General features: G+C 38.6%; 17 protein-coding genes. 11 read left to right on the plus strand and 6 right to left on the minus strand.

From position 1 onward, the window contains the following. Nucleotides 1-14: 14 nt before the first annotated feature. From mmsB to CQZ96_RS02670, 5 genes are all read left to right on the plus strand, one after another. Nucleotides 15-905, plus strand: coding sequence for a 3-hydroxyisobutyrate dehydrogenase (gene mmsB, locus CQZ96_RS02650; RefSeq protein WP_056511205.1), 891 nt, complete (start codon nucleotides 15-17; stop codon nucleotides 903-905). Nucleotides 906-1,008: 103 nt separating this feature from the next. Beyond that, a complete protein-coding gene (locus CQZ96_RS02655) occupies nucleotides 1,009-2,661 on the plus strand; it encodes an AMP-binding protein (protein WP_105712606.1) in 1,653 nt (550 codons plus the stop codon). A 73-nt stretch (nucleotides 2,662-2,734) separates the two neighbouring features. Then, nucleotides 2,735-3,862, plus strand: a complete 1,128-nt coding sequence (locus CQZ96_RS02660; protein ID WP_105713009.1) for an acyl-CoA dehydrogenase family protein — start codon at nucleotides 2,735-2,737, stop codon at nucleotides 3,860-3,862. Nucleotides 3,863-3,917: 55 nt separating this feature from the next. Continuing rightward, a complete protein-coding gene (locus tag CQZ96_RS02665; protein WP_105712607.1) occupies nucleotides 3,918-4,691 on the plus strand; it encodes an enoyl-CoA hydratase in 774 nt (257 codons plus the stop codon). A 15-nt stretch (nucleotides 4,692-4,706) separates the two neighbouring features. After that, the gene (locus tag CQZ96_RS02670) at nucleotides 4,707-5,732 is read left to right on the plus strand and encodes an enoyl-CoA hydratase/isomerase family protein (RefSeq protein WP_105712608.1); all 1,026 of its coding nucleotides are present in this window, start codon (nucleotides 4,707-4,709) and stop codon (nucleotides 5,730-5,732) included. Nucleotides 5,733-5,840: 108 nt separating this feature from the next. On the opposite strand, the gene CQZ96_RS02675 is transcribed toward CQZ96_RS02670, so the two are convergent. The 3 genes from CQZ96_RS02675 to CQZ96_RS02685 are packed head-to-tail and all read right to left on the minus strand — an operon-like array spanning nucleotide 5,841 to nucleotide 8,700. Continuing rightward, on the minus strand, nucleotides 5,841-6,752 hold the full coding sequence (locus CQZ96_RS02675) for an alpha/beta hydrolase (protein ID WP_105712609.1): 912 nt from the start codon (nucleotides 6,750-6,752) through the stop codon (nucleotides 5,841-5,843). A gap of 1 nt (nucleotide 6,753) precedes the next feature. Then, nucleotides 6,754-7,626, minus strand: a complete 873-nt coding sequence (locus tag CQZ96_RS02680) for an alpha/beta fold hydrolase (RefSeq protein ID WP_004720390.1) — start codon at nucleotides 7,624-7,626, stop codon at nucleotides 6,754-6,756. A 21-nt stretch (nucleotides 7,627-7,647) separates the two neighbouring features. Further along, nucleotides 7,648-8,700 (minus strand): sugar phosphate isomerase/epimerase family protein, encoded by a 1,053-nt coding sequence (locus CQZ96_RS02685; RefSeq protein ID WP_105712610.1) that lies wholly within the window; start codon nucleotides 8,698-8,700, stop codon nucleotides 7,648-7,650. Nucleotides 8,701-8,879: 179 nt separating this feature from the next. Between CQZ96_RS02685 and CQZ96_RS02690 the strand changes: the two genes are divergently transcribed. The 4 genes from CQZ96_RS02690 to CQZ96_RS02705 all read left to right on the plus strand — a co-directional run bounded on the left by CQZ96_RS02690 (nucleotide 8,880) and on the right by CQZ96_RS02705 (nucleotide 13,179). Further along, complete coding sequence (locus CQZ96_RS02690) at nucleotides 8,880-9,488, plus strand: TetR/AcrR family transcriptional regulator (RefSeq protein WP_105712611.1); 609 nt, start codon at nucleotides 8,880-8,882, stop codon at nucleotides 9,486-9,488. A 425-nt stretch (nucleotides 9,489-9,913) separates the two neighbouring features. Next, the gene (locus tag CQZ96_RS02695) at nucleotides 9,914-10,405 is read left to right on the plus strand and encodes a MarR family winged helix-turn-helix transcriptional regulator (protein ID WP_105712612.1); all 492 of its coding nucleotides are present in this window, start codon (nucleotides 9,914-9,916) and stop codon (nucleotides 10,403-10,405) included. A 68-nt stretch (nucleotides 10,406-10,473) separates the two neighbouring features. Next, nucleotides 10,474-10,812 (plus strand): DUF6616 family protein, encoded by a 339-nt coding sequence (locus CQZ96_RS02700; protein WP_105712613.1) that lies wholly within the window; start codon nucleotides 10,474-10,476, stop codon nucleotides 10,810-10,812. A 159-nt stretch (nucleotides 10,813-10,971) separates the two neighbouring features. Next, nucleotides 10,972-13,179, plus strand: coding sequence for a TonB-dependent siderophore receptor (locus CQZ96_RS02705; RefSeq protein WP_105712614.1), 2,208 nt, complete (start codon nucleotides 10,972-10,974; stop codon nucleotides 13,177-13,179). A gap of 155 nt (nucleotides 13,180-13,334) precedes the next feature. On the opposite strand, the gene CQZ96_RS02710 is transcribed toward CQZ96_RS02705, so the two are convergent. From CQZ96_RS02710 to CQZ96_RS02720, 3 genes are all read right to left on the minus strand, one after another. Further along, nucleotides 13,335-14,522: an outer membrane protein transport protein gene (locus tag CQZ96_RS02710; protein WP_105712615.1), complete on the minus strand. Its 1,188-nt coding sequence runs from the start codon at nucleotides 14,520-14,522 to the stop codon at nucleotides 13,335-13,337. A gap of 117 nt (nucleotides 14,523-14,639) precedes the next feature. Beyond that, nucleotides 14,640-15,602, minus strand: coding sequence for a formylglycine-generating enzyme family protein (locus CQZ96_RS02715; protein ID WP_218619751.1), 963 nt, complete (start codon nucleotides 15,600-15,602; stop codon nucleotides 14,640-14,642). Beyond that, nucleotides 15,599-17,218 carry an arylsulfatase gene (locus tag CQZ96_RS02720; RefSeq protein ID WP_105712616.1) on the minus strand — a complete coding sequence of 540 codons (1,620 nt, stop codon included), beginning with the start codon at nucleotides 17,216-17,218 and terminating at the stop codon, nucleotides 15,599-15,601. The genes CQZ96_RS02715 and CQZ96_RS02720 overlap by 4 nt, the downstream gene beginning before the upstream one ends. A 587-nt stretch (nucleotides 17,219-17,805) precedes the next feature. Between CQZ96_RS02720 and CQZ96_RS02725 the strand changes: the two genes are divergently transcribed. Both CQZ96_RS02725 and salA read left to right on the plus strand, forming a co-directional pair. Next, a complete protein-coding gene (locus CQZ96_RS02725) occupies nucleotides 17,806-18,837 on the plus strand; it encodes an AraC family transcriptional regulator (RefSeq protein ID WP_105712617.1) in 1,032 nt (343 codons plus the stop codon). Nucleotides 18,838-19,092: 255 nt separating this feature from the next. Next, the gene (gene salA, locus CQZ96_RS02730) at nucleotides 19,093-20,379 is read left to right on the plus strand and encodes a salicylate 1-monooxygenase (RefSeq protein WP_105712618.1); all 1,287 of its coding nucleotides are present in this window, start codon (nucleotides 19,093-19,095) and stop codon (nucleotides 20,377-20,379) included. The last annotated feature ends 30 nt before the right edge of the window (nucleotides 20,380-20,409 follow it).

A 20,409-nucleotide genomic window follows, 5' to 3' on the forward strand; every position in this document is an offset into this window, starting at 1 on the left:
ATAGGAGTTCAAGGATGAATATTGCATTTATTGGTTTAGGCAATATGGGCGGTAAAATGGCCCATAATTTACTCAAAGCAGGCTTGACGGTTTATGGCTTTGATTTAAGTGATGTTGCAATCGCACATTTCACCGAAGCAGGCGGAATTGCCTGTAATAGTCCACAGAAAGCAGCAGAAAATGCAGATGTCGTAATCACCATGCTGCCAGCCGCAAAGCATGTTAAAGAGGTGTATTTGGGTGAAAATGGGGTACTTGCTGTGCTTAAACAAGGCAGCTTATGTATCGACAGCAGTACCATTGATCCACAAACCATTAAAGACATTGCTGCAATTGGTGCAGAGCAAGGAATTCAAATTTGTGATGCACCTGTTTCAGGTGGCACGATCGGGGCCCAAGCAGGTACGCTAACCTTTATGGTAGGAACTGATGATAAAGCCTTTGAACAAGTCAAATCTGTGCTTGCACCAATGGGTAAGAACATCGTGCACTGTGGTGAAGTGGGTGCAGGACAAATTGCTAAAATTTGCAATAATCTCATTTTAGGCATTTCAATGGCCGCAGTGGCTGAAGGCATGGCGCTAGGGGCAAAACTTGGTATCGATGCACAAGCATTAGCAGGCGTAATCAATAGTTCAAGTGGTCGTTGCTGGAGCTCGGAAGTGTGTAACCCATGGCCGGGTATTTCTGCAAATGCACCTGCTGGACGTGGTTATAGTGATGGCTTTGCCTCTCAACTGATGCTTAAAGATTTGGGTTTGGCTGTTGAAGCCGCAGGCCAAGTCAAACAACCTTTGCTTTTAGGTGGTTTGGTACAGCAGCTTTATCAGCAACTGTGTATGCAAGGTCATGCTCAACTCGATTTTTCCAGCATCATTCAGCAATATTTGCCTAAAGAAACTTAATTATCAATCGAAGCATAGTCAATTTCACCACCAATGGGTGGTGAAAAACCAATAGATTCACTCGTGTCATGAATAACAATAAATCCAGGCCGGAGTATATAATATGTTGAATTATCATGATGTTGCTAAAACATTTAATTTAGATGGTGCGGTTCAAGAAATGCTCTCAGGTTCGGTTGATCAACTGAATGCCTGTTATGAATGCTGTGACCGACATGCAGAAGCAGATCGCGAAAAAGTTGCCCTATATTGGCAAGGTAAAGATGGCCGTAAAGAACAATACACCTTTGCTCAACTGAAAAAATGGTCGAGTCAGTTTGCCAATTTTTTAAAGTCACAGGGTATTCAAGCAGGTGATCGTATTTCGGGTTTATTACCAAGAACTCCCGAATTATTGGTGGTGATTCTCGCTGCTTGGCGAATTGGTGCAGTTTATCAACCGCTATTTACTGCATTTGGCCCAAAGGCGATTGAACATCGAGTTCAGCTGGCAAAAAGCAAATTGGTTGTGACCGATATCGGCAATCGTAGCAAACTGGATGAAGTTGCACAGTGTCCACAAATTATGACTGTCGCTGATCAACAGGGTCATGCTGTACAACAAGGTGATTTAGACTTTTGGAAAGAACTCAATCAACAGGCTGAGCAATGCGATCTGGTCATGCAAAGCATTCAAGATCCATTTTTACTGATGTTTACCTCAGGTACCACGGGACCTGCAAAACCTTTGGAAGTTCCACTCAAAGCCTTAATTGCTTTTGGCAACTATATGAAAGATGCGATCGGCTTACGCGCAGATGATGCATTCTGGAATATTGCTGATCCAGGTTGGGCATATGGACTTTATTACGGTATCACAGGACCCTTGTTGTTAGGCCATGCCACTTTGTTTTATGAAGGTGGTTTTAGCATAGACAGTTTATGTCAAATTATTGATGATTATAAAATTACCAATTTGGCAGGGGCACCTACAGCATATCGGATGATGATGGCCGCAGATCCCACTCAAATGGCACAACTAAAGGGTAAATTCCGGGTTGTGAGTAGTGCTGGTGAACCTTTAAATCCAGAAGTTTTTCGTTGGTTTAAACAAGTGCTTGATGCGCCTATTTTTGACCATTATGGACAGACAGAGGTGGGCATGGTGGTGTGCAACCATCATGGTTTAAGCCACGAGGTCCGTGCAGGCGCTGCTGGTTTTGCCAGCCCAGGTTATCGTGTTGCTGTGGTGGATGATCAAGGCAATGAGTTGCCTGCCGATACCGCTGGAATTTTAGCGGTAGATATCAGTCAATCACCGATGATGTGGTTTGGTGGCTATAAAGAAAGTCGTAAATCACCATTTATCAAAAATTATTATTTGACCGGTGATACTGCTGAATTACATGCAAATGGGAGTATGAGTTTTGTTGGACGTAGTGATGATGTGATTACCACCTCTGGATATCGTATTGGACCTTTTGATGTAGAAAGTGCATTACTTGAACATGAGGCAGTGATTGAAGCTGCTGTTGTTGGAGTCCCCGATCCAGAGCGAACCGAAATCGTTAAAGCTTTTGTGATTTTGGCAGAAAATAAAACACCATCTGAGGAATTGGCTGAACAACTTGGGCAATTTGTCAAAAAACGTCTGTCTGCCCATGCTTATCCAAGACAAGTTGAATTTGTTACTGAACTACCCAAGACCCCAAGTGGCAAGATTCAACGCTTTTTACTACGAAATCAAGAAATTGCTAAACAACAATTAAGTGTATAAAGCCAGTAAGGATCATCCTACACAAGCTAAACTTGCCGAATGTAGGATGTTAAATGATGCTAAGGAATATGAAATGCAATTTACTGAAGAACAATTATTGATTCAGGACATGGCGAAAAGTTTCGCCCAAGAACAAATTAAACCAAATGCAGCGGAATGGGATAAACACAGCATTTTCCCCAAAGAGACCTTGTCACAAATGGGGCAATTGGGATTTATGGGGATGCTGATTTCAGAGCAATGGGGTGGTTCAGATACCGGCAACTTAGCCTATGTTCTTGCACTTGAAGAAATTGCGGCAGCAGATGGTGCAACCTCCACTATCATGAGTGTACATAATTCAGTTGGTTGTGTTCCGATTGCTAAATTTGGTAGTGAAGAGCAAAAACAAAAATATTTAATGCCTTTGGCACAAGGTGAAATGATAGGTGCTTTCGCATTGACCGAACCGCATACAGGCTCTGATGCAGCAGCACTGAAAACCCGAGCTGTCAAAGATGGTGAGGATTGGATTATTAACGGTGCAAAACAATTTATTACTTCAGGAAATAATGCTGGTGTAATTATTGTATTTGCAGTGACCGATCCAAGTGCTGGTAAAAAAGGTATCAGTGCCTTTATTGTGCCACGGGAAACTGCGGGCTATGAAGTGATTCGGACTGAAGAAAAACTGGGATTGCATGCTTCAGATACCTGTCAAATTGCATTGACTGATGTGCGTGTACACAAAAGCTTAATGTTAGGTCAAGAAGGTGAAGGGCTTAAAATAGCACTGTCTAATCTGGAAGGCGGTCGTATTGGTATTGCTGCGCAAGCGGTGGGTTTGGCACGTGCTGCCTTAGAAGAAGCCAGCAAATATGCCAAAGAACGGATTACTTTTGGAAAACCGATTTTTGAACATCAGGCAATCGCTTTTCGTTTGGCCAATATGGCAACAGAAATCGAAGCAGCTCGTCAATTGGTCCATCATGCCGCACGATTGAAAGAAGCAGGCAAGCCCTGTCTCAATGAAGCCTCAATGGCAAAATTATTTTCCTCAGAGATGGCAGAGCGTGTCTGTTCTGCTGCACTACAAATCTTTGGTGGTTATGGTTATTTAAAAGATTTTCCAATTGAACGGATTTATCGTGATGCACGTATTTGTCAAATCTATGAAGGCACCAGTGACATCCAGCGTTTAGTGATTGCGCGAAGTTTATAAATAGAGTTAATCGCTGTGTATCAGATGATGGGATAAAACAGATAAGGAAATGAATATGCAATTTGAAACGATTTTACTGGAAAAACATAAAGGTGTAGGTTTAATTACACTCAATCGCCCAAAGGCTTTAAACGCATTAAATTCAAAATTAATCCAAGAAGTAAATTTAGCTTTAGATGACTTAGAAAAGGATCAGGATATTGGTTGTATGGTGCTGACTGGTTCAGAAAAAGCCTTTGCAGCAGGTGCTGATATTAAAGAAATGGCGGGATTGAACTTTCCCAATATTTATTTTGATGATTTTTTTAATCTTGCCGATCGAATTGCGCAACGCCGTAAACCCTTAATCGCAGCTGTCAGTGGTTATGCCTTGGGTGGTGGTTGTGAGTTGGCACTGATGTGTGATTTTATTTACTGTGCGGATAATGCCAAATTTGGCTTACCTGAAGTCACTTTAGGCGTGATTCCAGGCATTGGGGGTACGCAGCGTTTAACCCTTGCCATAGGTAAAGCCAAAGCGATGGAAATGTGTTTAACCGCTCGACAAATGGGGGCAATTGAGGCAGAACTGAGTGGTTTAGTTGCCCGTGTGTTTAGCCCCGAAGAGCTTTTAACCCAGACTTTAAGTGCTGCTGAAAAAATTGCTGAAAAATCATTGGTGGCGACAATGATGATCAAAGAATCAATTAATCGTGCCTTTGAAGTGAGTTTGGCGGAAGGTTTACGTTTTGAACGACGAACCTTTCATTCAATTTTTGCTACTTTGGATCAAAAAGAAGGCATGCAAGCCTTTGTTGATAAACGCCAAGCCAACTTTAAAAATCAATAACAGGATGAAGATGGGATGAATACTGAAAATCATTTAATCGTCGAACAGAACGCAGCTCTGGGTGTGATTACCTTAGATCGAGTGTCCAGCCTGAATGCACTGACTCTGGATATGATCAATGGTATCCGTATACAAGTTGAAACTTGGCAAAATGATGCTGGCATTCAAGCGATACTGATCAAATCTAATAGCCCAAAAGCATTTTGTGCAGGTGGTGATATTCGTTATCTTTACGATTGTTATCAAAATGGTACAGATGGACATAAAGGCTATTTTATTGCTGAATATGACATGTTGAATAGCATTCGCGCGTCTAAAAAACCGGTTGTGGTATTGTTAGATGGCTATGTCTTAGGTGGCGGTTTTGGTCTGGCACAAGCCTGTCATATTATTGTCAGTAGTGAAAAATCACGTTTTGCCATGCCTGAAACGGCGATTGGTTTCTTTCCTGATGTTGCAGCAACGCACTTCTTGTCACGTTTAGATGATATTGGGGTCTATCTGGCAACCACAGGTGACCAAATCAGTAGCAGTGATGCCTTATATTTAGATTTGATTGATTATCATGTTCCTAACCAACAATTTAATGACTTACTTGATGCGCTGAGCCAATCAAGCAATTTAAGCAAAGACCATATTGAACAGATAATTTCTAAATTTATTACCCGCCCTGTGGAAAGTGAACTCAGTGCATCGGTTGAGAACATTCGTAAGCATTTTGGCTTTGAAAATTTGCAAGATATTGAAAAAAGTCTTGAAAATGAAAAAGATCAACAGCATCAAGCCTGGGCAAGCAAAGTCTTAAGCACTTTGCAACAGCGTTCTTGGGTGGCGAAAAAGACCAGTTTACGGCTGCAATACTTGGGACGGGGATTGTCATTACAACAATGTATGCAGCTGGAACGAAATTTACAGGATATCTGGTTTGAACATGGTGATATTCTTGAAGGTGTTCGCGCTTTAATTGTCGACAAAGATAAACAGCCAAAGTGGCAAAAAAGCAATATTGTTTTAGATAAAATATTGGCTGAATTAGGTTAGTCTTTTTAATGCGTATATCAGTTCTGTTTTTATAAACGTTCAGATACTTTTAAAGACAACAAAAAAGGAAATCATGCGATTTCCTTTTTTCACGATGATCAAAATCACCTATAAATCAATCTTATCGTATATAGCGTTGGCTTTCTCTGTGATTGCGGTCATATGAATTGCACCATGAATCATTCCTGCTAGAAAATGAAATTTCACCGAGACACCAGCATCTCTCAATCTTTCAGCATATTGTTCGCCATCATGACACAGTGGATCATATTCACAGACAAAAATTGTTGCCTCAGGTAAGCCTTGTAATGATTGTGCCAGTAGAGGACTCACCAACTCATTGGTTTTGTCAGAATCACTATTTAAATATTGATCCCAACAATACGCCATTGTTGCAGTCGTTAAGCCATAACCATCCGCATAAGTTTCATAGGATTTACCATGCATCGTGGCATCTAAGGCTGGATAAAACAGCAGTTGTTGACTAATCTGGATTTCTGGTTGCGCTTTAGCGAGTAAGCATGCAGCTGCTGCAAGGTTAGCTCCCGCACTATCACCACCCACAGCAATACGATTTTGATCAAGCCCTAAACTTAAAGCATGTTCTTGAATATAACGAAGTGCTGTAAAAAAATCTGTCAGCGGTACTGGAAATTTGAATTCAGGCGCTAGGCGATAATCCACTGAAAAGATAACATGCTGTGTTGATTCTGCCAGTAAACGGCATGAACGATCCCACGCATCTAAACTCCCCAAACACCATCCACCACCGTGGGCAAATACTAAAGCTGGGTTGCTTTGTAGCTGTACCAAAGCATAGGGCGTATATACCCGAACTTGGATTTGAGCTTGATCAGAAGTTGTAATCCAAAAACTGGTTTGATAGCTGGAATCTTGCTCAATACCTTGCTGTTGTATGATGTCCTGATTCACCTGCGCTCTTAATTCACAAAGTGTATTTGCAGCTGTTGCAACAGGTCTAGCGTTAAGCCAGTCTGCAATTTGATGGTCTAAAGACATCTTATTGCTCCTGTTGTAGAAATTCTAAAATCAGGGAACAAAACGCTTCGGGTTGTTCCTCCATAATAAAATGACCACAATCTTTGACAATTGCACTGGTTAAATGCGGTGCAACTTTTTTCATGGTTTCATAAGGTGCATCATTGGTTGCCTGTTCTGCACCAATCGCCAATACAGGCATTTCTAGATTTTTAGTTGCGCGGATTTTATTTTGACGAATGGTTTCGGGGATTGAACGATAGTAATTAAAACCTGCCGTTAAACGTCCCGATACTTTATAAGCCTCAATATACGTTTCAGCGGCGACTTTATCTCTGTGCCACGACCACTTATCAAAAATATAATTAAGATAAGTTTCTTCACGTCCACTGACCAAAGCTTCAGGTAAGTCCATCACTTGATTAAACATGAAATGCCATAGAAAAATATTTTCATCAGGTGAAACAAAAATAGGCGGTGGCGTTGCCAATCCGGGAATAACGGCTTCAGTCACAGCCAGAGAAGTAACAGATTGGGGAAAATCAGCTGCAAGTGCATAAGCAACCCACATCCCGATATCGTGACCAATCACTGAATAAGTATCATGTCCAAGTTTTGACATTAAGCTTGATAAAATTGTCGCAATTCGCCCCGTATCATAACTTCCATTCAGCGGGACAGAATATCCTGTTCCCGGTGGATCCACAGCAATTGCCTGATAACCATTGTCCGCCAATACGCTCATTACATTTCGCCATGCGTACCATGTTTGTGGCCAACCGGGGATAAGTAATACGACAGGACCACGACCTGTAGAGACATAATGAAGCTTTTTACTGTCTATATGGATGTAATGATGCTGAAATTGATCAACTAAATTTTCATGTGTTGTCATAGTAAATGCTCAATCTCTGCCTTAGATACCCAAAAGTTGATTTATTTGCAATTGATTGACAGGCGCTGCTGCAAAATCATCAAAGGTTTTATCAGTAACATGAATAATATGTTGTTGAATAAACTCAGCACCTTCACTTGCGCCATCCTCTTTATTTTTTAAACAACATTCCCATTCCAAAGTTGCCCAGCCCTGATAGTCGTTATGTGCCAATTTTGAGAAAATTGCTTTAAAATCAACCTGACCATCTCCAGTAGAACGGAATCGACCTGCACGATCTCCCCAATTTTGATAGCCCCCATACATCCCTTGGCGACCTGTCCGGTTAAACTCCGCATCTTTAACATGAAACATTCGAATAAAATCTTTATAGATATCGATGTATTCCAAATAGTTCAGTTGTTGCAAGATAAAATGACTCGGGTCAAAAAGAATCTGACAACGTGGATGGTGGTGTGTCCGTTCTAAGAACATTTCAAAGGAAATACCATCATGTAAGTCTTCACCAGGATGAATCTCGTAGCACAGATTGACATTATGTTCATCACAGGCATTGAGGATCGGCATCCAACGACGTGCAAGTTCATCAAAAGCGGTTTCAATAAGTCCAGCGGGGCGTTGAGGAAAAGGAAAGATATAAGGCCATGCCAGTGAACCTGAAAAAGTTCCCATATCTTGCAAACCTAAGCGGGCAGATGCTTGAACAGAAGCCAACATTTGTTGTTCAGCCCATTGAGTTCTAGCTACTGAATTTCCATGTAAATGTGAAGGTGCAAAAGCATCACATAAAGCATCATAAGCTGGATGCACAGCCATAAGTTGACCAAAAATATGCGTCGTCAACTCACTAATTTCTAAACCATTATTCTGTAAAACTCCTTGTATTTCATCGCAATAATCTTGGCTTGTGGCTGCTAAATTAACATCAAATAAACGCTTGTCCCATGCTGGCAGTTGTACAGCCTTAAAGCCTTTATCGGAAACCCATGCGGCAATGCCCTCTAAATTATTAAATGGGAAAATATCATCACTGAATTGTGCGAGATGAATACTTGGACCTTTGATGGTTTGCATAGCTAAACTCAATTGGTTGTCGATCGACAAACAATAGGCTTTCTTTTGAATAAAAACAACAAGTTTTTAAAAAAGAAGCTAAAAAAGGGCAGCCTCTCCAACAAATCCTATTGATTTATTTGCGAAATTTATTTTTTCGAATGATAATAAAAAACACTAAATCGGATTGAAGCGTCGTTATGGCTGGTAGACCAAGAGAATTTGATAGGGAAAAAGCATTGATTCAAGCGCGTGATTTTTTCTGGCAACATGGCTATGAAGGGACTTCGATGTCAGATTTAGTCGAGGTCTTAGGTATTGCTTCAGCACGCATTTATAAAGCCTTTGGCTCGAAAGAAGCGTTGTTTCGAGAAGCTGTTATACACTACGAAGAAAATGAAGGCGGCTTTGCGATCTACGCTTTACAACAAGCAAATATTAAGGATGCGATCAGCCAATTATTTCAAGATGCAATCAAACTTTATACCCAGAATAATCGTTCATATGGCTGTATGGTTGTGTCATCTGCAAGTGTATTAAGTCAGGAAAATCAAAGCCTTTTAGACTGGATGAAGCAACAACGTATTGAACGTGGTCAAAGTCTGGTTAAGCGCTTTAAACAGGCGAAAGCAGAGGGACAATTATTAGAACATGCTGACCCTGAAATATTAGGGCAATATTACGGACTAGTGCTACATGGATTATCCGTTCAAGCCAAAGATGGTTATTCAGAACAAATGCTTTTGCAAATCATTGATTTTTCCCTTAAAAATTTAGATCAATATCTGGTTTCATCTTCAAAAGCTTAAGCATAGATCAGCAATAAAAATGTATAAGTGATGAATATTGACTTGGAATATACATTGTATGATTGCGACTTATTTTGTTAAGTTTTAAGCGTCGCTTACGGCGAATAAATGGGCGTTTCATCACTTTGAAAGGGCAATATTGAATAGGTTTTAATTTACGATTAAATTAAACTTTAACGATATATTTCAACAAATTATGATAATCCATGAGCTAGGTTTTATCCTATTCAAAAATAACACTAAGAAATATTTTATCGATTTAACACAAGATAAATTAAACATAAAAATTCAATCTGAAAAAATCTGTTTTAGTCCAATTAAAATCGATCAATTTAAGCACTGCTTTTTCTGGTAAAGAATCTATCTTGACACAGCTAAAATATTCAATATATAGTTAGCTGCCATACTATATGGTTAAATACTAAATGAATCTAGAACAGAAATACACAGCGCTTTTGCATGAAGCGCAACGCCGTAAAATGGCAGATATTGAAAATTTGCGCCTCTGTTTTCAAACGCTTTCACTCGCTTCAAGTATTGATCGAGATTGTGCCGCACAGCTTGCGCCTTATGGCTTATCTGAAGGGAGATTTGTGCTTTTATTTCTCCTTGATGCAGCTAATGATACTGTGGCGCCTAAAACTTTAGCTGAACAAGCGGGAATTACCCGTGCCACAGTCACTGGACTACTGGATGGCTTAGAACGTGAACAATTGGTAGAACGTCATGCAGATCCAGAAGATCGTCGCGCGTTATGTATTCGACTGACGGTAAAGGGCAAACAAGTCGCAAAAACTGTGTTTGATCAGCATAGTCGCTGGATTGCCAGCCTGTTTGCTGGTTTAACCCAAGCTGAACGTGAGCAATTAACAGACTTACTTGAGAAAGTGGCGAAAAATCTTGTTGATAAGCGCTGATAAAATATCTACATAAAAATCTTTTTAAATTATCCATATAAAACGTTGAATTAAATCAAGGAAAAATCATGAATCACTATCTAATTGAACTCTATTCACCCAATGCAGTTTGGCAAGCTTTACCTACACAAGAGCGCCAACAATATTTGGCTGATGTTGGCGCAGCTATGGGAGGCTTGTCTAGTCTGGGTGTTGAGCTTTTAACACTCACCGAGATTGATACTGCCGTTGATCAAAGTAGTCTTCATCGCTTTATGGGGATTTGGCGCTTTCCAAATCAACAGGCACGGGATGCATTGTTAACAGGTATTCAAGCAAGTGGTTGGTATGACTACTTCGATCATGTAAATGCTGCAGGGGCGGAAGGTGATTTCCAGCAACACCTTGATGCTTTGGCGAAGTTTTAATTTCTCTTCAAAAATGCTTATTTATTTTCAAGGTCATATCAAAGTGTTCTTTAAAGCTTAAATATCTTATAGAAATGCTTGTTCAATGAGAAAAAATTGTGAATACTCATGCGCATAAATTGAGGCTGTAAGATTATCTTTTGGGGTTAGGCAATTACTGTGAAAACGTATCCATTTTCTCGTTTACAAAAAGCACTACTGGCGGTTGGTTCATTTTCATGTCTAGGGCTAAGTTCAGCATTGGCACATGCTGATACTGAAAAAGATACACAGCAACTTAAAACGATTAAAGTAAGCGTTCAAACAGAAGAAACAACACCAACTGCTTATTATCAACCCAAGGTAAATTTATCAGGATTTACTCAGCAGAATCTTGCTGAGATCCCTGCATCTATCAGTACAGTCACCGCGGAACGTATCGCTGACCAACATGCAAAAACCCTGACGGATGTTGTTAAAAATGATGCAGCAATCGGTGATGGCTATGCACCCATTGGTTATTATCCAAACTTTATTATGCGTGGCTTTAACCTAAATTTAGGTTCAAGTTATTTGCTCAATGGTCATTTGTTGCGTGGCGAGCAAAATGTGGCACTTGAGAACAAAGCACAAGTTGAAATTCTAAAGGGTATGAGTGCGATTCAAAGTGGGATGTCAAAACCGGGTGGTGTCATCAATTATGTCACTAAACGCCCAGAAGACATTCATGCTATTACCGTTGATGTAGATAGTCATGGTGGCAATCGTGTCGCAACTGACTTGGGTGGCTGGTTGGGAGAAGAGCAGCAGTTTGGTTATCGACTGAATCTGGCCAAAGAAGAAATTCATCCTTATGTTGAGCATGCAGATGGGCAGCGTTTGTTTGGTGCTTTGGCGTTAGATTGGAAGATTTCAGATCGCTCAAAATTAGAATTTGATATTGAATCACAGCGTCAACGTCAGCGCTCAGTTGCAGGTTATCAGTTACTAGGTGGTACAACTGTACCCACTGGGGTTAAATGGGATCGTTTACTTGGCTATCAAAGCTGGAGTAAACCAGTGACCAATGAAAGCCTAAATGCCAGCTTAAAATATATTTACCAAGTGAATGACAACTGGATCACAAATTTGTCTGCTGCACAAAGCCGTGTCGTGATTGATGATTATTCAGCATTTCCGTGGGGTTGTTATAGCGGTACTTGCCAAACGACAGGTTTAGGTAATACTTTTGACCAAAATGGTAACTATGATATTTATGATTTCCGTAATCCAGACGACAGCTTCTTAACCAATCAATTTAAAGCAGGATTAAACGGTAATTTTAGCACAGGGGCTTGGCAGCATAAGCTCAGTTTAGAACTCTCGCATACAGGTAAACGGCATACACAATATAACGCGATCAATGAATGGGTCGGTACAGGAAATATTTATAATGATCCTATAACGTATGCACCTACTGATAAAACTTTAGGTACACATTATAAATCATTAGACAGTCAACAAACTGCACTGAACTTACTGGACCAGATTGACTTCAACACTGAATGGTCAGTTTTGTTGGGCGGTAAACTGATGCATTTAAATGAAAATGCTTATGATGTGGATGCAAACAACATCCGAGAAACCAATTTTAATCGTTTCTTGCCGCAGTTTGCGTTGCTGTATCAACCTTGGGAACATACCCACCTCTATGCTTCTTATGCCAAAGGCTTAAGTGATGGCGGACAAGCCCCTTGGTTTGCTACTGGTATTCCTGATCAAGGTATTGAAGGTAATGCTTTTAAAACTTTAGCACCGATAAATTCAACTCAGTATGAGTTGGGTCTTAAGCAGCAATGGCAAACATTACTGTTTACCGCGGCATTATTCGATTTAACCCAAGACAATCAATACACCAACGCAGACAATTACTTTGTCACGGATGGTAAGCAACATAACCTTGGCTTAGAATTGGGTTTACAGGGACGCTTAGGGCAAAATCTAGATATGACTTCTTCTTTAGCTTTAACTCGTTCACGTTTAAAAGAAATACAAGTGGCTGATTATCAAGGTCATCAAACTCAAAATGTACCGAGTGTCCGTTTTGCCAGTCATCTGTCTTATCGAGTACCACAAGTAGATGGCTTACGTTTATTGGCTGGCATACAGTACAGTAGCAGTAAATATGCCAATAAAACGGGTACAGTAAAAGTATCAGGCTATAGCGTGTTTGATGTAGGTACAGCTTATAACTTCCGCGCTTATGGTTATGACAATACGCTTCGATTCAACCTTGATAATGTATTTAATAAAAAATACTGGCGAGATGCGGGGAGTTTCTTAGGCGATGACTATTTATTTCTTGGCGCACCACGTACTGCACAACTCTTGTGGACTGTGGGTTTTTAAAAAACTTGAGCTTATTGGACATTCAAAATGATAAGCTATTGAAGTCTATATTAAAATGCTTAAATAATTAAATACTGTCCAATCAAAAGTTTAATGATGCTTTAAACAAGAGTCATGCAATATGACTCTTGTTCTTAGAATCGTTGTTTATATCACTATCTTTTTTGATAAGTTAATTTAAATCCTAAAGAGTAACTATGATTGTCAGCAAAGATACCGACAATATCACCATTTTGACGTGCAGCTTGAGCATCTCCCAACCATAAATATCTCCCACTAATAGATATTGCCCAATTAGGTAAAAATTTATATTGAGCCCCTAAGCCTGTTCCCCAATAACCATCAATTGGACCAAGTGCATTAGCAGGGTTTCCTAACCCTGAATCCCAAAGGATTGATGCTGAAAGAGAAATTTTATCTGTAATTTTTTGACCTAAGCCAATTTGAGCAGACCATTGATCTTTTTTATAATTGATTAAAGGATAGCCTGATCGATTTAATGTTGCAGGTGCTGTACGTTCTGCTAACTTAGGTGGTTTAAATTCAAAATTACTCCAAGGAACCCAACGAAGATTCGTTGTTAATTGTGTTGTTTTGCTTAAACCTGTTTGAAAATCAAAATTCACAGACTTGGGGGAAATAAATTTCACATTCGATAAATAAACATTCTGATTGATTGCTGTAAATTGCTCTGCTCCTTTTGCATCATGTTCTATCTCTGAGCGATATGTTAAAGAACTTTTTAAACCAACTTCAGGCTTTTTAATATTAAATCCTGCTACCCAACCCGTTGAATAATCTGAAAGTAGTTCAGCATCATAATTTGCAATGTTTTTGTAAATTTGTCCTCTTAATTTTACTTGACCTGCAACTTCTTCTATCGCAGGACCCGCGAAGATACCAAAATTCTTATTGATATTTAGACCAACTAATCCAGTTAAATTATTGCTATCCAGATTAGCTTGAGTTCCTTGTACACCATGTTCAGTTTGAGAAACAAAGTCATTTTGACCATGATGTTTTAGACTAATACTAAAGGGTTGATCGTAGATTAGTCCAAGGCTAATTTTTTCATTTAGATCAAATTTCAAACCAGAACGAAATGATGAACTTTTTCTGCTTAGATTCGGTATTTCATTAAATTTCCCCTGTGAACTTAGACCCGTATCATCTCCATCGATATGTGGTATAGAGTAATTATATGAAATTGAAGCATAGATCCCTTCTTGGAAAAAATCTGTGATTGATTGGCCAGAGCGATCAAGACCGGCCGCAACGCAATCATTGAAGAATGTTAGTGTTACTAATATCAAAAAAGTAGGTTGTTTAATATGTGAATGCATTTAGAGCCTCCAAATTCCTTTTGGGGCATACCTGTTTCAATTAATCATAAGTAAAAAAATCAGGTATGGATAAAATGTTTTTTATAAATTATTAACGCAATATTTTTTACCTATGTGTCATTTACGCACGACACACCTGAAACCAATATGGCTAGTAGAAGTATCAATTGCTTCTGCATGCCGAGCTGCTGGTCTATATCTTTGGCAATAATTTGGAGCACATAGATGAGAGCCCCCCTTTAAAACTCGCCGCGGAATCAAAATTTCAGGCATCGAAGGATCGTAACTATCCGTTTCTTTACCACCACGTGGATTATGAGGAATACAACAAGATTTAGTAGGGTTTTGCTGATGCACAACTGTCCAAAAATCACTGGTCCATTCCCATACATTACCAATCATGTCATATAGCCCATAATCATTAGGTGGAAATGCTTTTATTGGTGATGTACGAGCGAAACCATCTTGCAATGAATTCTTATAAGGGAAAATTCCTTGCCAAGTATTCGCCATATACTGACCATTTGGTATAAGTTCATCTCCCCAAGCAAACTCACATCCTTTACGAGCCCCTCTAGCAGCAAACTCCCATTCTGCTTCAGTTGGTAATGATTTTCCCAACCATGTTGCATAAGCATGAGCATCGTTATAAGCAATATGTACAACAGGATGGTCCTCTAAACCGTCTATCGTAGAATAAGGACCCAGAGGATGACACCATGTTGCTCCAAATTTAAACTCCCACCATTGAGACCAATCATTTAAGTTAACGAGATGTTCTGGAGGAGAAAATAAAAGTGAACCAGGTTGTAGCATATGAAGAGGAGCTCCAGGATAATCACTTGGATTAGGCGCTAATTCTGCAAATGTCACGTGACCTGTAGCTTTTACAAACTCACTGAATTGCTGATTTGTAACTGGGGCTTCATCTATCCAAAAAGGGGAAACACTAACATAGTGTTCAGGGGCTTCTTCTGGATAATGTTTATTTGACCCCATCATATAAGTACCACCCGTGAGATATATCATACCATTCGTGTTTTTTTCACTTAGGTTCGTTTGTTGATTTAAAATACTCATCTAAATGGCACCGGGGTTTTATATTTCTTCATGGTTTCAAGATGTCGCATTACAGCTTCTTTTAAAACGGGAATTTGCGGTTGTTTTAATGGAGCCATCGCATTTTCTTCTTTAGCATCAATTAACAAATTAAAAATTTTACCACCATAAAGAAGAGGTTGTGCTGTACCTTGGAATGGACTCATTTGTGGCCAAGTATCTGATAGATTAAAACTTTGCTCCTTTACTAGCAGCTTATATTCCGCGATACGAATCCCCATAAAGTTGTCATTCGCCCAGTAATATTGAATTCGACGACGAGATTTTCCATTGTCCGCTAACAGAAAAGAGGATTGGTCAATTGTGTCCATATAGCGATCATTCGGCATCTGCTCAGAGGCCCCAGCTAACCCTAAAGAAGTTGCATAAATGTCTGTTAAATCAAATAGACCTTCTGAAACACGGCCAGGCTTAATCACCCCGGGCCAGAATGCGATACCAGGTACACGAACGCCACCTTCATAACTTGTTGCCTTGGCTCCTCTGAAAGGAGTGAAACCTGTGTCAGGAAAAGCTTCAGTGAATGGACCATTATCACTCGTTAAAATAATGAGTGTATTTTCTAACTGACCTGATTTTTCAAGTGCTGTACGAATTTGCCCAACTCTGTAATCAATCTCTACTAAAGCATCTTTATAGGGATATTTAGCGAGAGATTTACCAGCAAAATCAGGGTGAGGGTAATTATCGTTATGACAACAACGAGCCCCCATATATAAAAAGAACGGCTTTTTGCTACCTTTCATTTCAGTTATGAAATTAATAGCTTTATTAGTAAGTTTTTCATCTACCAAACGAATAGAATCATTATTAATCGGGAATACTTGTTTTGCTTCCTGACCTTTAGAGGCTTGTACAATAGCCATAGTTTCTGCTTCAGCGGCCCAAGCTTTACGAACTGGATCTAGCATCAATTCTGGATTACGCCAAGACTCACGCCACGCAGTATAGTCATCAGAAGAGGTCAATATCCCATAATAGTCGTCAAAGCCTACATTTTGTGGTTGAGCCTCTTTCGCAGTACCTAAATGCCATTTACCTATAGCTTGGGTTATATAGCCGGCATTTTTAAGCTTTTGAGGTAGGGTCGTGCTAGGGTCTATACCACGTTCATGACTACCTTCGCCGGGTAACATTGGACGTAACAAACCAGTTCTAATTGGTAGCTGACCAGTTAATATAGTGGCACGAGTAGGAGTACATGAGGGCTGCGAATAGGCATTCATTAACTGTAATCCTTCTTTAGTCATACGATCCATGTTGGGAGTTGCAGCACCGGTTGCAACTCCACCGCCATACACGCCCAAATCTCCCCAACCCACATCATCTAATAAAATGACAATAATATTAGGTGAATGGCCAAAACGTTTTTTTAGTTCATTTAAACGTTGTTGAGTATTTTTTTCTTGTATTGGCCTAAAAATTGATGGTTCCTGATTAGGACGTTCATTCTGAGTTTTTACGAGAAAAGTATCATCTAACATAGCAGTAGGGACAACACTCTGTTGTGCCATTGCAGATAAAGCAAATGTCGAGAGTATTGCTGTACTCAAGTATAATTTAGTTGTAGAAAGCATACGTATCCCTAGTAATGCAAGCTAAAATAGATTCATTGCAAGTAACATATTAATGGTGTCTTGCATAAAAAATGAAATGTGTAAAATAAATTCAAAAATTAAATAAAATACTTTATATTTAAAACATGAATAAATCCCTTATATAAAATTCATATTTAAAAAATTAAAATTAATAAAAATCTTAAATTTGACTTTAATTTACCATAAAATATTTTTTTGGAACAATGAACGACACAATAAAGCATACGTATTTAAATTCAAGTTATTGTTTTTAAAGAATAAACATTGATTTGAACGCCTAAATAAGTAATGGTTTGGCAGAAATCAAAAATAATAAAATGCTAATTACTTCAATATACTAAATCCACCAAGATGAAATATTGAAACTTACAAAATATCAATTAAAATAGACCTAACAATGCCTTGTCATGATTCAGATTAAATAATTATTATTTAAAACCATGTGATTATTAACATGGTTGAATGCATTTAATATATTCCTTATAATTATCATCACATGTGAATTGCTATATGAATGATTGAATTTATGTAATCATAAATGTGGAGGAATATTGAGTACGCACACTATGTCAACTGGTAAAATTCGAGTTGGTTTAATTCTTCACGTTCTAGATAATTGTGACTTCTTCAATGTGAGAAGAGAAGCGTTACTTGATCAATGCAATTTAAATGAAGTTTCTCTTATTGACCCAAATTCATTTATCTCATTCATATATTTTGAAAAAATTATTTTATATCTATATAAGAATTCAAAAGACTCTTTAGTTGTACTAAAATTCTTTGAAAAAAATAATTCTTTAGCAAATGGTGTACTTGGCTATCTAATCGAAATTAGTTCATCACTACAGAATGCGATTGAAACTTTCGAAAAATACTTTGAGTTAAATGGAAGTATTGGAAAAATTGAGTTAAGTAAAAGCACTGAAGACATCATGTTAGAGTGGAAGTGCTTTTTTGGTGGGGCCGATTTCGTCAGATATGCAACTGAATATAAATTAGCGTGGTGGGCTAAAATTCTTTATCTAATCAAAAGTGATAGCACGGAAATTTTAAAAGCTGTCCACTTTAAGCATGATATTTCAAATCGTTCAGACAATAAATTCTATAATGATTTTTTTAAATGTCCGGTATACTTTGGACAATCAGAATCGGCTATTATTTTATCTAAAAATGCTTTAGAACTTCCGTTAGTCACTGCCAATCGTGCTTTATATGAAAATATAGAAAGTTTTGCAAAATCAATTATTAAAGAATCAGGCGAAATAAGTTTTTTTTCCAACAATGTTCGATCACTTTTATATTCTCAACTTTATAGCAATGGAAATTTTTCACGTGAATTTATTGCTGAAAAACTTGAAATAGGTGTTCGTACACTAAGTCGAAGATTGCATGAGGAAAATACTAAATATAGCTTAATTTTGGATGAGGTCAGGTTTGAATTAGCTAAAAAATATCTAGAAAATTATGACCATAAAATTTCACACATTTCCAAATCTTTAGGGTTCTATACAAGTAATGCGTTCATCACTTGGTTTAAGTTTTCAACAAATAAATCCCCTCAAAAATATAGAGAAGATTTTATTAACTCTCAAAATTAATCTATTTAAGTCTACTTAAGTTAAATCATCTTTTCGCCACTGATAGTGAGCTTTATTTCAAAAACGTCACCAATATCGTCTTATCGTGAGCATAGCTTTGTATATTGAAAGTAAGAGAGAACAGATTGAGTGGCAATAGCAATTTTAGCTAAATATCAAAAATTTAGATAGTATAAACCTAAAATTATAAATTGGATTTATTCTAAAAAATAACCAATTATAGAATTCTAAGCAATTTAGTAAGGAATGCTAAAAATGGACAAAAAAATTAGAGTTGCTGTGATTGGTGGTGGTATTGCGGGCTTAGCACTCACGACTCAATTGGTCAAAAATAAACATTTAGATGTACATCTCTTTGAGTCTGCATCACAGTTTTCTGAAATTGGTGCAGGGATTTCGTTTGGTGCCAATGCAGTTAAAGCCATTCAATTATTAGGTCTAAGCCAAGAGTATGAATCTATTGCAGATCAGGTAAAGGCACCATACACCGATATTTGGTTTCAATGGCGTAATGGTTATACCGATGAGTATCTATCTGCATCGATTGCACCACAAGTCGGGCAGTCTTCGGTACATCGTGCAGATTTTCTCGATCGTTTAATTCCGTTGGTGCCTTTAACAAATGTACATTTTAATAAACGTGTACAAGAAGTTGAGGCAGATGAAGAACAGGCGACAATTCACTTTATCGATGGTCAACATATTACATTTGATTATGTGATTGGTTGTGACGGGATCCGTTCAGTTGTTCGAAACCATGTGCTTGACTCTAATCAATTAGCGCGTGTTGAACCTCAGTTTTCAGGGACGTGGGCATATCGTGGAATTATTAAATTTCAAGATTTTAAACAAGCGATTGCAAAACTGGGAAATGACGCAGAAATTGCCGATGTACCGCAAATGCTTTTAGGGAAAGATAAACATATCTTAACTTTCCCAATCCGTCAGGGTGAAGAAATTAACATTGTCGCATTTAAGTCGGATCGCACTCAAACCGTATTAGCAGAGAATACACCATGGACATCGCCTGTTTCAAAACAAACGATGCTGGCTGATTTTGCAGACTGGAGCGAGAGTTGTAAGGCATTATTGGATCTGATCGACTCACCAACAATTTGGGCATTACATGAAATTCAACCTTTAGAAAGCTATAAAAACAAAAGCAATAATGTGATTTTGATTGGCGATGCTGCTCATGCCATGTTACCGCATCAAGGTGCTGGTGCCGGACAAGGTCTAGAGGATGCTTTGATTTTAGCTAAATTATTAGAAAACCCTGAGCTGACATCTGAATCTATCAAAGCTGTATCAGAAATCTATGAGCAAGTTCGATTAGCGCGCGCCGTAAAAGTTCAAAATACCTCACGTGAATCAGGTGAAATCTATGAGCTATATTCATCGAAATATCCTGATTTTGAATCAATAGGCCAACATTTGGCACAGCGTTTTGACTGGTTGTGGCAGCATTCGCTTGAAGATGATATTCAGACAGCTAAAGCAGCATTAGCAAAACAACTACAGCACACTGAAATGACGACTTAAACAACAAAGATTACAAACAGGACAATATGA

Source organism: Acinetobacter sp. MYb10, from assembly GCF_002980175.2.
In the GTDB taxonomy this organism is placed as follows: domain Bacteria; phylum Pseudomonadota; class Gammaproteobacteria; order Pseudomonadales; family Moraxellaceae; genus Acinetobacter; species Acinetobacter guillouiae.